The following is a 14,040-nucleotide window of genomic DNA, read 5'->3' as shown; positions in this document are numbered from 1 at the left end:
CTGCCTTGGCCGCCCCCTGTCACCCATGGTGGGTGACAAAGGATGAAAACACAGGGCTAGTTGCCAGAGGCAGCGGCCCCAAGCGTGGCTGTGGGCTCCTTAGTAAAGGCCGCCCACACCAATGTTGGCGTCTTGCTCTTCCTCTGGCGCTGTGGTGGAGCGGCTTTCAGGGATGGAGGTTGGATAAGGGCTGTTGGCGCCAGCGTCATTGGGGGCCAGGCTTGGGAAGTTCGGCGCGCCCTCCGCGCTGGCTGAGGTGGAGGGGGCGTCATCCATGTCTTCCTCAGAGCCAGGGACAAGCTGCCCACCCTCGCCAGCTTCGATGGCCACCTTCTCATGCGGCACAGCCAGGGAGCCGCTGGCGCCTGGGTACTGGTCGTCCAGGAAGGCGTCCACAGCCGGGATGCGCCCTGTGTCGTAATGAAACAGGTGCACTCCTTCAGGTTGGGCGAAGTCAAGCGGGCGGCGTTCCGCCAAGGCGGCCTTCATGATGGTGTTCCAGATGGGCCCCGCCACGCGGCCGCCAGTCTCGCGCTTGCCAAGGGAGCGCGGCGTGTCATAGCCCACCCAGACAACCGTGACGATTTCAGGCGAGTAGCCGGCGAACCAAGCATCGCGGTAATCCTGGCTGGTGCCTGTTTTGCCGCCGATGGGCTGGTTGATGCCGGCGCCTGCGATGCGCCCCGTTCCATGGACGATAACGTCCTTCATCATAGTGGCGATTTGGTAGGCGGCCTGGGGGCTAGCCAGCTGGGGTGTGGTGTTTTCCAGCGTGGGCAGGCCTTCCATGTTGTCCTGCGTGGTGGGAGCTTGGCCAAGGACGATGGGGGTGGCGCGGGAGATGATGCTGCCGTCAGGCCCTTCGATGTAGTCAACAAGGCTGGGGGTGATGCGGTGGCCGCCATTGGCCATGGCGGCGTAGGCCGCGGCCTCTTTGAGGACGGTCGTTTCCACCGCGCCCAGGGCAGCTGGCAGATAAGGGGGCATGTTGTTGACCATGCCTGAACGCTCGGCGATGTCGATGACCTTCTTCATGCCAAGGTGCGCCGCCAGGCGGATGGTCACCAGGTTGCGGCTTTCGCGCAGGGCGTCATGCAGTGTGGTGGGGCCCCAGTTGTTGTGTTCGTAGTTCTGGGGGTGCCAATCGCCGAAGGAAATGGGGCCATCCTGGAACTTCTGGGAGGGGGAGATGCCCTCGTCCATGGCCTCTAGGTAGATCAGCGGCTTGAAGGAGGAGCCAGGCTGGCGCAGCGCCTGGGTAACGCGGTTGAACTGGCTTGCCCTGAAGGACCAGCCACCCGTCATGGCCAGGACGCGCCCCGTGCGTGCCTCCATCACAACGGCAGCGCCCTCCACCTGGGGAAGTTGCTGCAGGGCAGCTTCGCCATCCTTCTGGGGCTCAATCATCACCAGGTCGCCAGGGCGCAGGGGATGGAAGCGCGCCCAGTGGGCATCGCCAGGGCGCAGCAGCCCTGTGCGGGGGGCGCCATCCTCCAGCCAGCCCACGCGGGCGGGGCGGTGGGGGCCGGCAGGGCTGGTGATGACGGCGGCCAGGCGCCATTCATCAGGCATGGTGACAGGCGTGTGGGCGGCGGCGTAGCGCTTGTCGGCCAGCATTTCCGGCCAGGCCTCAGCGTTGTCTAGCTGCCCCAGACTGCCGCGCCAGGCATTGTTGCTGCGGTCATACTGCACAAGGCCTTGGCGCAGGGCGCGCGTGACAATGTGCTGCAGGGCCGGCTCCATGCTGGTGTGGACGTCCAGGCCCCCTTGCAGGGCGTTGGCTGCACCGAAATGCTCAATCAAGTCGCGGCGGACATCCTCGGAGAACCACTCTGAATCAGGCAGCGGGCCCCTGCGGGCGCCATGGCCGGTGGTGGGCAGTGGCTCCGCCTTGGCGGCTTCCGCCTGCGCTGGGGTAATAGCGCCCGTCTCCTCCATGCGGTCAATCACCCAGTCGCGGCGCTCCTTGGCGGCTTCAGGGTGGTAGAAGGGGTTGTAGTGCGCTGGCGATTTGGGCATGGCGGCCAGCATGGCGGCCTCAGCCACGTCCAGCTGGTCCAGGGGCTTGTTGAAGTAGCCCAGCGCCGCCGCCTGGACACCGTAGGTGCCGTTGCCCAAGTAGATGCCGTCCAGGTAGATCTCCAAGATGCGGTTCTTGGGCAGCGCCTGCTCAATGCGCAGCGCCAGCAGGGCCTCCTTGGCTTTGCGCGCCAAGCTTAGAGAGTTGTCGTTGAGCAGCATCCCCTTGGCCACTTGCTGCGTGATGGTGGAGGCGCCAAGCGGGCGCTTGCCGTGGCGGTTAGCGAGGTCCGTCAGGCCAGCGCGCATGATGGCCACGGGGTCGATGCCATGGTGGGTGTAGAAATGCTGATCCTCAGCCGCGATGAATGCGTTGCGCACCAGGGGCGGGATGGCCGCTATGGGCACGTAGATGCGCCGTTCCTTGGCCAGTTCCGCCATGAGCACGTCATTGTTGGCGTAAACCCGGCTGACGGTGGGGGGGTGGTAATGCTGCAGGGTGGTGACGTCAGGCAGTGTGGCCTCCAGACCCTCATAACCCACCCAGCCAGCCAAAGCGGCGGCGCCCGTCCCCAGCACGCCCAGGCTCAGCACGGTGGCCAGCGCTAGGCGCACGCGGCGGGCGCGCGGGCTGGTGCCGGGGGGGTGGTCTGGCCTGCGTGGTGCTGGTGCTGACATTCCTGGGCCCGTCTGACTGTGGAAACATTAGTGTGGGACACGCCCCTTGGCGCGGCCACGGCAACTCAGGGGCACAGCCACCAAGGCAGCCCCCACCTGCGCAAGGGCTGTAAGAATACCATTGCCCACCTGCCCGGCGCAATGCGGCTTGGCAAGGGCTAAAATAAGCGAAGCCTTAGGGGGAACAGGGTAAGGGCAGTGTAAAAGCTGAAACAAATGTTAGGGTGGGCTGTGCCATAGTGCCCATGTAGGGCGCGCCCAGGCGCTACCACGATGACTGAGGACGAACCATGATCCAGAACGCTTCCGCCCCTGCCTTCCAGCGCCCTTCAGGCCGTGCCGCCAACGCGCAGCGCCCTGTGGCCATCAAAACAGGCGTGGCGCACCATGCTGAAGGGTCAGCGCTCATCACAGTGGGGGGCACGCAGGTCCTGTGCGTGGCCTCGCTGGAGGAGAGCGTGCCAGGCTGGCTGCGCGGACAGGGCCAGGGCTGGGTGACGGCCGAGTACGGCATGTTGCCGCGTGCCACCCACACCCGTGGCCGGCGTGAGGCCGCACGGGGCAAGCAGTCTGGCCGCACACAGGAAATCCAGCGCTTGATTGGGCGTTCCCTGCGCGCAGTGGTTGATTTGAAGGCGCTTGGCGAATGCTCCGTCACGGTGGATTGTGACGTTCTAAACGCTGATGGCGGCACGCGTTGCGCCTCTATCACGGGGGCGTGGGTGGCCTTGGCGCTGGCGCTGGCCAAGGTGGGGCGCCAGGATGCGTTGCGCGGCCAGGTCGCGGCCATCTCCTGTGGGTTGCTGGGCGAGGGAGCGCAAGCCACGGCTATTCTGGACCTGGACTACCAGGAGGACAGCGCAGCTGAGGCGGACTGTAACTTCATCCTGACCGCCGATGGCGGCATTGTGGAGATCCAGGCCACGGCGGAGGGCGCGCCCTTTAGCGAGGAGCAGTTCAGCGATCTTAAGGCCTTAGCGCGTTCCGGCATGGCGAAACTTTTTGAGGCCCAGCGCCAGGCTGTGGCGGCAGGCAAGGATGGGCAGTGCACGGATATGGGGCACATTTTATGAGCACCGGGACCGTGAAGCACGCCAGCGCCAACCAGCCCGCAAGGCGCCTGCCCTTTGGCGCTGAAGTGGTGATGGCCACTCACAATAAGGGCAAGCTTGGGGAGTTCCAGGCTTTGTTGGCGCCTGCTGGCATTAAGCTGCGCTCCGCAGCTGCGCTGAACCTGCCAGAGCCTGAGGAGACCGGCGCCACCTTCGCCCAGAATGCGGCCATCAAGGCCCTGGCGGCCGCCAAGGCCTCTGGCCTGCCAGCGCTGGCTGACGATTCAGGGCTGTGCGTTGAGGCCCTTGATGGTGCGCCTGGCATTTATTCAGCCCGTTGGTGCGGCCCTGAACGTGACGCCACGCGAGCCATGGCGCGCGTTCATGATGAAATGGCCGCGAAAGTGGCTGCTGGCGCCAAGCCTGATGACCGCGCCACCTTCAAGGTCGCCCTGTGCCTGGCCTGGCCTGACGGCACGGTGCGCCATGTGGAGGGTGCTTGCCCTGGGCGCCTGTGCTGGCCGCCGCGCGGTGACGGTGGCCATGGTTATGATCCCATGTTTATCCCTTTGCATGAACCCGCCAGGGGGGCCAGCAATGCCGCGGGCCTGACCTTTGCCGAGATGCCCGCTGAGGGGAAGAACGCCTTCAGCCACCGTGCCCGCGCTGTGGCAGCGTTTTTGCGTGCGTGCGTGGCAACGGAAAGCGGAGAAGGGGGCTGAGGCCACCTCCGCAACGCTTCAGGCTGGGCCGGGTAGCACGGCCAGAAGCATGGTGAAGGCCTTATCGCGCCATGTGGTGTTGCCAGGGTTGGCGTGCTGGTGGCTTATCACGATGTCAGCCAGGGCCATGAAGGCAGCATCGAAAAAGGCGGCTTCATCAGCGCTGGGCTTCTGGCCTTCCCTGGTTGCGCCCAGGGTGATGAATTCCGGGAAAAGGTTGTCCACCGTTTGGCGTGTGCTGTCGGTCAAGCGATTGGAGGCGGCGATCTGCCGCATGGCGCTGGAGGCATGAAGGTTGCCCAACCCCCAGGCTATGTAGTCATCCCAGGCTTGGCGCAGGTTCTGGCGCGCCCCCTGGCCTGGGCGGCTGGTGATGTGGGCGCGTGCCTCCCCTGCTAAATGTACGTAGAGCGCGTTCAGCAAGTCGTCCTTGGTGGGGAAGTAACGAAACAGCGTGCCTTCAGCCACGCCTGCTTTGCGGGCGATGGTGCTGGTGGATGCGGTGACGCCCTGTTGGGCCACTACTTCCACGGCCTGGGTCAGGATGGTGGTGGCTTTCTGGGGGTCGCGTGGGCGCGCCATGGCTTGTTCCCTGCCTTTTTGCCTTCGCTTTGAACCAGAAAGCCTTATAGCCAATTGGCCACCAAGGCCCAAACCGCCAGCGTAGCGCGGGGTTTGGGCTTGTTGAAGGGTTCAGAACAACTTCTCCACTGTTTCCACCAAGGAGGCCCCCAGGGAAAGGTGCTGGTTGAAGAAGCTGGCCAGTTCCTTGACTGCGTCACTGATGCAAGGCTCCTTCCAGTACAGATCCACATGGGTGACCCCTGGCATGACCGTGATGGCGCGTTCTTTGCTGGCGGCCTTGTCAAGCAAGGTGAAGCCATCACGGTAAGAACCGATGAGGCCGGGCACGCCCCCAACGATGATGTGCAGGGGCTGGGTCAGCAAATGATCCGCCAGGTGGAAGGCGTCCCAGCCATAGGCGGAGCGCGTCGAGATCAGCAGGAGCTTGTTGGGGGAGCCAGCAGCCATGTGGGGTGGCTGGCGGTAATAGGCGCTGGCCTGAACCCAGTCGATGTCTCCCATGCCCTGCTCCTTGGCTGCCTCAACGGAGGGGGGGACGATGGGGACGATGTCTTGGGCGCGGGGTTGGCCGCCGTTCTGGGCTATGGCTGTGTTGTCGACAGCGATCTTGTCCAACATCGTCAGGGCCCAGCTTGGCGTCAAATTGCCTTCGCGCAGAACGCGGCCAAGGTTGGCGCCTGAAACCGTGCCCACGGCCTTGATGCGGCGTTCCGTTAAGGCAGCGTTGGCCACGTAGCCACCGCTGGCGCAAATGCCCAGTGCGCCCAGGCGGTCGGCGGCTACGTAAGGCAGCATTTCCAGGTAGTCGATGGCATAGGTGAAGTCAGCCACGCGGAAGAACGGGATTTCCTGGTGGCGGGGTTCACCTTGGCTTAGGCCTTGGAAAAGCGGGTCCCAAGTGAGGGTGACGTAGCCTGCCGCCAGCTTGGCAGCGTAAAGGCCCCCAGACTGTTCCTTGCAGGCGCCCATGGGGCCACCGATGACCAGGGCCGGGTAAGAGCCCATCTCCTCAAAGTTGGGCGGCAGGTAAAGGTTTGCTGCGGTCATCAAGCCGTTGAAATTGGGGTAGGTGACCGCTTTGCGCGTGACGCCAGCTGGCAGTGGATCAGTGTTGGTGGTTGGGGGAGGATTGAAGCTGGCTTGGGGAGTGGAAGAGGTCATGAAGGGAACTTTCATAAAGGGACATCACTTAAAGTGAGTTCTAACTCATTTAATTAATGTCTTCCTTTTTGCAAAGCTTTTTCAGCCAAACTTGTTCTGGCTTTGTCACCCTATGGCGCATGGCAAGCCATGAAAAAGGTTTTAACGTGAAAAAATGCTGACAGACCTGGGATGGGCTTGAGGGGGCGGGCGCTTTCGTCCATGCCTGGACAAAGAGGTGACCAATTGGTCTTGGGGCTGTTCAAAACGCCCCCAGCCTAAAGCGCCCACCACCGGTTTATGGGGTGGGGAAACCCGAATGAAACACTGTGATACATGGCTGGCAGCGGGGGGGCTCTGAAACTGGGCAAGCACAAGCAGTTGAACGGGGTCTCCTTGGCTGAATGCAAGGTTGGGGCGCTATGAAAAAGTGCGGGTGCGGCAAAGGGCTGAAGGCGGCTTTGCGGCCCTGCCTCTGCGTTCTGCCTTATGTGGGCGTGGCGTTGCTGGGCCTGGCCTGCGTCCCCCCAGCGCTGGCCCAGTCCGCAGCTGTTGGCAGCGTGCTTAGTGGTTACCCAGCTGCACCCCGTGTCAGCGCTGATAAAACGCCAGACGCCTCCCCCCTTTGGAGTGCGGTCAGGCATGACATCAAAACCCCCCATGCCGTTGGCAGCCATGTGGGCCCAGATGTGCTGCGCTTGAGTGGCCATGATGTTGATGGCCACAAGGGTCCTGTCCCCCTTTTAGGTGGCCCTGGTGGTGAAAAGCCTTTGCCGGATGCCCATTGGGGGGTGGGGGCTTTGCCTGAGAACATGCCCGCGACCGCAGCGCGCCCCCACAATGCCGAGCACGGCGTGGCGGAAGTTGAGGAAGAGGAGGAGCAAGAGGAGGCCGAAGCCGACATCGCCCGCGACCGCGCCATGGAAAAGCGCGAAATCGCTGAGGAGGAGGCAGCCGCCAAGGCGGAGCGCCTGAAAGCGCAGGCAGCGGCGGCCCAGCCTGCCAAGGACGAAACGGAGGTGATGTTCGTCCATCCCCACAAGCGCTCAGCCATGCCCCCCGTGATGCCGGAACTGCCCCCTTCGGAACGGCCAGCTGAGGTGGAGCTTTACCCGCTGACGGGCATGTCTGGGCAGCCCATGCAGGTGACGGAGGAACAGAACAGGCGTTCCCCCAACCGCCACCAAGGCAATTGGGGAGCGTTCAATTTCGGCGATGGGGAGTTCGCGGGTTTTGGCCCTGTGGGTACTTATGGCGTTTCCCCTTGGGCTGAGGACTGGTCGCGCCTGTGCAACCCCAAAAATCGCAAGGACCTTCTCGACCCTTTGAAATATGTTGACCTTGGCTTGGGGGGGCAATGCAACAGCTGGGTGACATTTTCAGGTGAGTCGCGCCTGAACAACTGGTACCAAAGCCAACCCTTACTGGGCCATGTGGGCCACCAGGGGGCAGGGCAGTTTTATGTGCGCAACCTGTTGGGGGCGGACTTCCATTTTGGGCCACATTTCAGGGTGTTTGGGCAGCTCTCCAACGCTGACGCCGGTGGTTGGAATTATTACGGCTACAGCGCGGCGTACCGCCAAACGCTGGATGTGCAGCAGCTGTTTGCTGAAATAAAATGGAACATGCTTGGCGCCAAAACAGGCCTGATGCTAGGGCGGCAGCAGTTTTTGGATGCGCCGTCCTGGCTGCTTTACGAAGGTGTCTATCCTGGCATTCCGCAATCATGGAATGGTGGGCGCTATTACATGATGTGGAACAGTTTTAGGCTGGATTTTTACGACTTCATCAAAACGAAGCTCAACCCCAACAGCCGCAACCATGTTTTTGGGGGCGCCTTTGACCCCAAGCTCGACCTTTACGGCATTACGGGTGGCTGGGCATTGCCGCGCATGTTGCCCAAGACCCAAAACATACGCTCTTTCCTGTATTTATACTGGTTGGGCTTCCATTATGACGGCACCTGGGCCAAGGCTCAGGGCAGCGGCGCCGGGGAGCAGATGCGCCAGAACCTGGCCCTGCGCTGGTACACCTCCGCCAAGGAGTGGGAACTGGACATGGGTGCTGTGATGCAGCGTGGCTCCTACAAGGGGGAGAACGGCCAGCGGCGCCCCGTCCATGCTTACGGCGCGCGCATCATGGCTGATTGGCGCCCAGCCTGGGCCCCTTGGCACAGCTTTGTCGGTGGTGCCGCTGAGCTCTATTCAGGTGGGCGCCAGCGCCGCAATGGCGCGGTGACTGATTTTGAGGCGCCCTTTTCTCCCTCTGGTACATTGATTGACGCAGGCGGCAATTTCGGCCGCTCCAACATGTATTACCTCGCCCCTTTGTTGAGCACGGTGCCAACCTCCTGGATATCGCTGCGCGCCCGCCTGCCCTTCATGTGGCGCCAGCACAAGAGCGGCGGCTTGGTGAGTGCGTTTGGGCCTTACGCCCTGCCAGCCGATCCCATTTTGCTACACAAGGCAGGGCGCTACATTGGCTTTGACCCCCAGCTGGAGGCTGACATCCAGCTGGGCCAGCATGTTAAGTTTCTGATATTTGGTGGTGACGTCCGCATGAGCAAAGGCATGCGGCGCGCCGGTTTTCATGATGACGCTTGGCTTTATTCAACGCTGGATTTCCGTTTTTGATAGACCATGCGCAACTGGCTGGGGCTTTGGCGGCAACAGCCCAGGCCATGCTTAAGCAAAGCCTGCTGGAGGGTGCGTGGCCAGGGGCGCCGGTTGTGCTGGCCGATTACAGCGCCTTGTCCCATTCCCTGGACCTGGAAGGATTGCAACCCTTGCTGGACGTTTTGCTGAAGGGGCTTGCTCCAGACAGGCCATTGGTTTTGCTCGGCAGGCGTGGTGGTGGGGCATGGTGTCAAGCTCTGCTTGAAACCGTGGCCATCCTTGCAAACCATGCCCAAGGGGCGCGTGGCCGTTTGATGGGGGGCCAGTTGGTGGGTTCCGCTGAAGAGGAGCTGTGGCAAAAGGACAGCGTGCATCTGGGTTGGGTAGCGCTGAGCGTGGCTGAGGCAGCGCGCGCGGAGTTTTTCCTCACCAAGCGCGCCGGGGAGCTGGCGCCAGGGGGGCGGTTGCTGATGACGTGGCCTGCGAAGGCGCCACCAATCGCCCCACCTGTCCCCCCTGCATTGCGGTTGGTGGAGTATTTCGGCACAGGGGGCTGCATAGTAGCACTTTACGTTAAGGAACCCTTTACTGGTTAGGTGTGCCAGCGGTAGGGGGCGTTCCAGGAGGCAGCAAAAAGTGCAGTGCCACCACCATGACATCGCCGCGTGTGGCTGACGTAACGGGATGGCTGAGGGCACGGGCACTGCGCCGCGTGTCTGGTGTGGCGATAAACCATTTGGTCTGGCCAGGTGCCACGCAAAGCGTGTTCTGGCTGGAGGGCTCATCAAGTGCAATGCCGCCTTGGGCCACATGCACTGAATGGGCACGGTCTGTGTGGGCAACGCTGTCCACGATGCGCATGGCTGTAGCGGCGTCTGAATCAATCAGGGAACGGTAATCGCCGCTGACAGTGAACAGGCGCCCTGGCGCTGGGCAGGCAGGCAGGGGGGCACTGCCATGGCGTGCTCCAGGGCGAACGATGAGGTCATAGGCCGTCATGCGTTGGTTCATGGGGGTGTTGGCGACATTCTGGTACGTGGCGTAGCTGCGTAGAGGGTCGCCAAGCGTCCCCCCCATGCCTTGCAGGAAAAGGATATTGGGTGGCCAGGGGGTGTGATGTTGGATGTTGGCCAAGGTGTCATTGGTAGCTGGCGCGGAGGCTTGCCCCCATTCCATCAAGTGAAAAGCCTTTTTCAGTTCTAGAAGCTGCACAGGCTGGCCGTCCTGGCGTGCCAGGACGTTGTGCAGGTGTGTCCGGGCCTGCGCGGTGGGCAGAATGGCCCGCCAAACCTCAGCGCGCATGGTGACTGGGGATTCAGCAGGTGTGACTGAGGGTCCCCCACCATCTACAGCCTGTGCTGCGCGGGGTAAAAACGCCAAGCCTAGCAGGGCTGCCATTCTCAGCCCTGTGGACAGGGCAAAACGTCTCCCAGAGAGAGGCAGTGCGGGTCTGGGCTGGGCAAGCATGGTGGTTCCTCCAGCAAAGGCGTTCCTTCAAGCCAGGAAAAGGCCAGGGCAACGCGGAAGCGTGACCATAAAACCAGGCCATACTGGCCCTGGGAAGCAAGGTCAGGAAAGAGTGGTGTTTTTTCAGGGATTTAGGGCCTTCGCAGCTGTTTGAAGGTGGTGTTGGCAGCGTATCTGTTCAATTTTGTAACGTTATATTATAACGTAACGAAACCTGTGGCCCGCTGGCATGAGAACAGACCATGAAACGCCCCCCATATCTCCATCACTTATCCAGCCATGTCTGTTCAACACGGTTTGGGGCCCATCATGACTTGGGGAAAAGCAGCTGCAGGCGCATCTCAGGCAAAGCGGCTTGCCAAGAGGGCATGGCCAGGGTGCGGCGCCTGGTGGTGGGCACGGCGACAGGGTGTTTGGTAGGTTGCCTTTGCCACACCCCAGCCCAAGCCAGCGCCCAAGGGGTGGTTCAGCGTGGGGAAAACCCCTTGCCCTCAGGCCAGAACCATTTCCATGATGCCAAAGCGAAATCTGCCCCCAAGGAAGCGGCACGGGCAGAGCACATCATCATCAAGACGGGGCGTTTGCAGGCCCGCCAACCAGTGCAGATGGACGGCGCCACCAAAACGTTTTTCTCCCCCACCGCGTTAGCAGCCATCCCTGGCGGGGCCAATGCCAGCGTCAGCACCGTGTTGCTTCAGGCGCCAGGTGTGGTGCAGGACAGTTTCGGGCAACTGCACATTCGTGGCGACCATGGCAATGTGCAGTACCGCATCAATGGTGTGGCGTTGCCAGATGGTGTCAGCATGTTCAGCCAGGCGTTGACGACCCGTTTCGCCCACAGCCTGAGCCTGACAGATGGCGCCCTGCCTGCCCAATATGGCTTCAGGCAAGCTGGCGTGATTGAAATTGACACCCGCACAGGTGCCAAGGACCCTGGCTATGGCGTCAGCCTTTATGGTGGTGCACGCGATTACCTGCAGCCTGCGGCCGTGATGGGGCAGAAAGCTGGCAAATGGGACCTGTTCCTGACGGCTGATGCCGTGCACAACAGGGTGGGCATCGAAAATCCTACCCCTAGCTTCAATGCTGTTCACGACCTCACCAACCAGTACCATGTGTTGGGGCGGCTGGCTTACCACTTGCGCCCTCAAACGGAATTCTCCTTCACAGGTGGCGTGGCCAACAGCTGGTTTCAGCTGCCCAATAACCCCTCACAGCAGCACCAATTTGAAACCCCCGCTTGGCAAGGCCATGCAGCCAGTGCCCCCGCCAGCATGGCCCTGCGCGAACACCAGGCTGAACTAGGTGATTTCGGCATGGTCAGCTGGAAGGAAAGCCGGGAGGACGTGCAGGCCACCACCTCAGCTGTGGTGCGCTATAGCAGCCTGAACTATTCGCCTGATTGGGTAGGTGACTTGATTTACAACGGCGTGGCGCAGCAAGCCAGGCGTGCCGTGTTCAGCGCTGGGATGCAGAATGACACCACATGGCACGCTGCTCCAGGCCACACGGTGCGGCTGGGTTTCCAGGCCTATGGGGAACGGGGAATGACGAAAACAAATTCCCAGGTTTTCCCTGAAATGGGGGGCGCCTTTGGTCGCACCCCTGTCACCATCAGGCAGGAGGCTGGCAAAACAGGTGCTTACGGTGGGTTTTACGGCCAGGATGAATGGCGCGCCAACCAACGCGTAACACTGACTTACGGCTTCCGCTTTGATGGTGTGGACGAATACGCCTACGCCACCCAGTTCAGCCCGCGCTTTGCCTTGGTGTGGCGCCCGTGGAAGGGGGGGCACATGCACTTGTCCTATGCGCGCTACTTCACCCCACCCGTGCTGGAGGAAGTGACACCAGGCAACCCGGCCGCCTTCAACCACACCTCAGGCGCCATGCCTGGCCAGGGCAATAGCCCTGTGAAGGCGGAACGCAGCCATTACGTGGATGGTGGTTGGACGCAGACCTTGACCAAGGGCTGGACCATGACGGTGGATGGCTACTTCAAGCGCGCCCACAACATGCTTGATGACGGCCAGTTTGGCGCTCCCATCATTCTGACGGCCTTCAACTACCGCAAGGGCTTCAGCTATGGTGCGGAACTTTCAACCAATTTCACCCCGCCAGCACTGCCAGGGCTGAACCTTTACGGCAACATGGGCTGGAACCACGCCATGGGTAAGGACATCGACTCCAGCCAATGGAGCTTCGCGCCCGATGACCTGGCCTACATCAAGCACCATTGGGTGCACCTGGACCATGAACAACGCTGGACGGCTTCTGCTGGGGGGTCTTACCGCTTCATGCGCCAAAGCACCCATCCGTTCCAGCTTTCAGCCACTATGGTTTATGGCTCTGGCCTGCGGCGGGACTGGGGCGCCATTCCCAATGGCGGCCACGTGCCCCAGTACGCCACTTTCAATCTGGGGTTGGTGCAGGATGTCCTATTCAGCAAAGCCGACATCGGCCAAGGGCTGGGGGAACGCAAAGTTCAGTTCAGGCTGGATGTGATCAACCTTTTTGACAAGACCTACAGGCTGCGTGACGGTTCAGGTATCGGTGTCGGCGCGCCGCAGTATGGCTTGCGCCGCACCATCCTGGGGGGGATCTCCGTGCGGTTGTGAAACCAACTTTCCCACCGTGGTCGCCTACTGGCGCTGTGGCCAGTGCTGACCATGGACGCTTGAACAGTCGCGCTGGCCTTAACAGGTCCTGCACCACGCTTTTGGGCAAGTAGGGGGTGAAATTGCTGAAATGCAGTCTTAGCATGGTCAGGTATGCCACCTCACGTTGGAAAGCCTTTGCCCGTGCCCACCACAGATGCCCAAGATGATTACAACCAGGCCATGGACCATGTGGAAGGGCGTTTTGGTGAACCTGACCTGGCTACGGCAGCAACCCTCATGGCCAAAGCGGCTGCCAAAGGCTATGCCCAGGCCCAGTACCAGCTTGGTGTGTGGCATGACCACGGCATTGGCGTGCCGCAAAACGACAGCCAGGCGCGCCATTGGTACGAGCAGGCGGCCCTGCAAGGGGATGCCGCAGCCCAGTGCAACCTGGGGGTGATCCATGCCCTTGGGCAAGGGGTGCCGCAAGATGATGCCAAGGCGGCTTTCTGGTACGAGAAGGCCGCCCTGCAAGGTGACCCCCAGGGTGAGTACAATTTAGGCTACATTTATCAATACAGCGACACGGTGCCGCAGGATTTGGCCAAGGCCCACCATTGGTACAGCAAAGCCGCAGCCCAGGAGGAGCCTGATGCCTTGTGGCGCCTGGGGGAGATGCACATGCAGGGTGAAGGTGCGCCCCGCGACCCCCAGAAAGCGGCAGATTATTTCCGCCGCGCTGCAGCCCTGGGCCAGCGTGACGGGCAGTTCTACCTGGGCCATGATTACCTGACAGGCCATTTGGTGGAGGCCGACAAGGCCAAGGCGCGCTTCTGGCTTGAAAAAGCCGCCCAGCAAGAGGAGGGACGCGCCCAATACCATCTGGGCCTTTTATTGCTGCCAGCCCAACCATTTAGGCCATGCGCTTTTGAACGCACAGTGGCTGGGGTGGCGCCCCTGCCAGAAACGGCCCCCACCGCCGCTTTGCTGGAGGCAATTCACTGGTTGAAAGCGGCAGCGGCGCAAGGTCACGTGCCTGCCCAAAACAAGCTCCGCCAGCTACGCAGCATGCGCCACAGCGCCAATGACAACTATCCTTCAGGAAAGGGGTTGGAGAGGGAAAGCGAATGAGAAGGCCCCAGCGCGCTTGAGCTTGAGCTGG

At 61.8% G+C, this 14,040-nt stretch carries 10 protein-coding genes; 6 read left to right on the top strand and 4 right to left on the bottom strand.

Going from position 1 to position 14,040, the window contains the following annotated elements; translation table 11 throughout:
• Positions 1-99: 99 nt before the first annotated feature.
• Positions 100-2,697 (bottom strand): penicillin-binding protein 1A, encoded by a 2,598-nt coding sequence (locus tag E3E12_RS03070; RefSeq protein ID WP_141442994.1) that lies wholly within the window; start codon positions 2,695-2,697, stop codon positions 100-102.
• Positions 2,698-2,987: 290 nt separating this feature from the next.
• Between E3E12_RS03070 and rph the strand changes: the two genes are divergently transcribed.
• Together rph and E3E12_RS03060 are read left to right on the top strand one after the other, a co-directional pair.
• Positions 2,988-3,770, top strand: coding sequence for a ribonuclease PH (gene rph / locus E3E12_RS03065; protein ID WP_141442993.1), 783 nt, complete (start codon positions 2,988-2,990; stop codon positions 3,768-3,770).
• Positions 3,767-4,471 carry a non-canonical purine NTP pyrophosphatase gene (locus E3E12_RS03060; protein WP_141442992.1) on the top strand — a complete coding sequence of 235 codons (705 nt, stop codon included), beginning with the start codon at positions 3,767-3,769 and terminating at the stop codon, positions 4,469-4,471. The genes rph and E3E12_RS03060 overlap by 4 nt, the downstream gene beginning before the upstream one ends.
• 18 nt (positions 4,472-4,489) lie before the next feature.
• On the opposite strand, the gene E3E12_RS03055 is transcribed toward E3E12_RS03060, so the two are convergent.
• The gene (locus tag E3E12_RS03055) at positions 4,490-5,053 is read right to left on the bottom strand and encodes a TetR/AcrR family transcriptional regulator (RefSeq protein WP_141442991.1); all 564 of its coding nucleotides are present in this window, start codon (positions 5,051-5,053) and stop codon (positions 4,490-4,492) included.
• Between the two features lie 111 nt (positions 5,054-5,164).
• Positions 5,165-6,217, bottom strand: coding sequence for an alpha/beta hydrolase (locus E3E12_RS03050; RefSeq protein ID WP_206338661.1), 1,053 nt, complete (start codon positions 6,215-6,217; stop codon positions 5,165-5,167).
• Positions 6,218-6,618: 401 nt separating this feature from the next.
• On the opposite strand from E3E12_RS03050, the gene E3E12_RS03045 reads away from it, so the two are divergent.
• Both E3E12_RS03045 and E3E12_RS03040 read left to right on the top strand, forming a co-directional pair.
• Positions 6,619-8,829: an alginate export family protein gene (locus tag E3E12_RS03045; protein ID WP_168194365.1), complete on the top strand. Its 2,211-nt coding sequence runs from the start codon at positions 6,619-6,621 to the stop codon at positions 8,827-8,829.
• Positions 8,826-9,407, top strand: coding sequence for a hypothetical protein (locus E3E12_RS03040; RefSeq protein WP_141442989.1), 582 nt, complete (start codon positions 8,826-8,828; stop codon positions 9,405-9,407). Before E3E12_RS03045 ends, E3E12_RS03040 begins: the two co-directional genes overlap by 4 nt.
• Here the strand turns inward: E3E12_RS03040 and E3E12_RS03035 are convergent.
• Positions 9,397-10,113, bottom strand: a complete 717-nt coding sequence (locus tag E3E12_RS03035) for a hypothetical protein (protein WP_141442988.1) — start codon at positions 10,111-10,113, stop codon at positions 9,397-9,399. The two genes, E3E12_RS03040 and E3E12_RS03035, sit on opposite strands and share 11 nt — an antisense overlap.
• A 479-nt stretch (positions 10,114-10,592) precedes the next feature.
• Between E3E12_RS03035 and E3E12_RS03030 the strand changes: the two genes are divergently transcribed.
• Positions 10,593-12,896, top strand: coding sequence for a TonB-dependent receptor (locus E3E12_RS03030; RefSeq protein WP_149498241.1), 2,304 nt, complete (start codon positions 10,593-10,595; stop codon positions 12,894-12,896).
• A 183-nt stretch (positions 12,897-13,079) separates the two neighbouring features.
• Positions 13,080-14,009: a tetratricopeptide repeat protein gene (locus tag E3E12_RS03025; RefSeq protein WP_168194364.1), complete on the top strand. Its 930-nt coding sequence runs from the start codon at positions 13,080-13,082 to the stop codon at positions 14,007-14,009.
• The last annotated feature ends 31 nt before the right edge of the window (positions 14,010-14,040 follow it).

The organism is Formicincola oecophyllae, assembly GCF_006542395.2.
Taxonomy (GTDB): domain Bacteria; phylum Pseudomonadota; class Alphaproteobacteria; order Acetobacterales; family Acetobacteraceae; genus Formicincola; species Formicincola oecophyllae.
The sequence above is the reverse complement of the archived record's forward strand: the minus strand, read 5'-3'. Positions and strand labels throughout refer to the sequence as shown.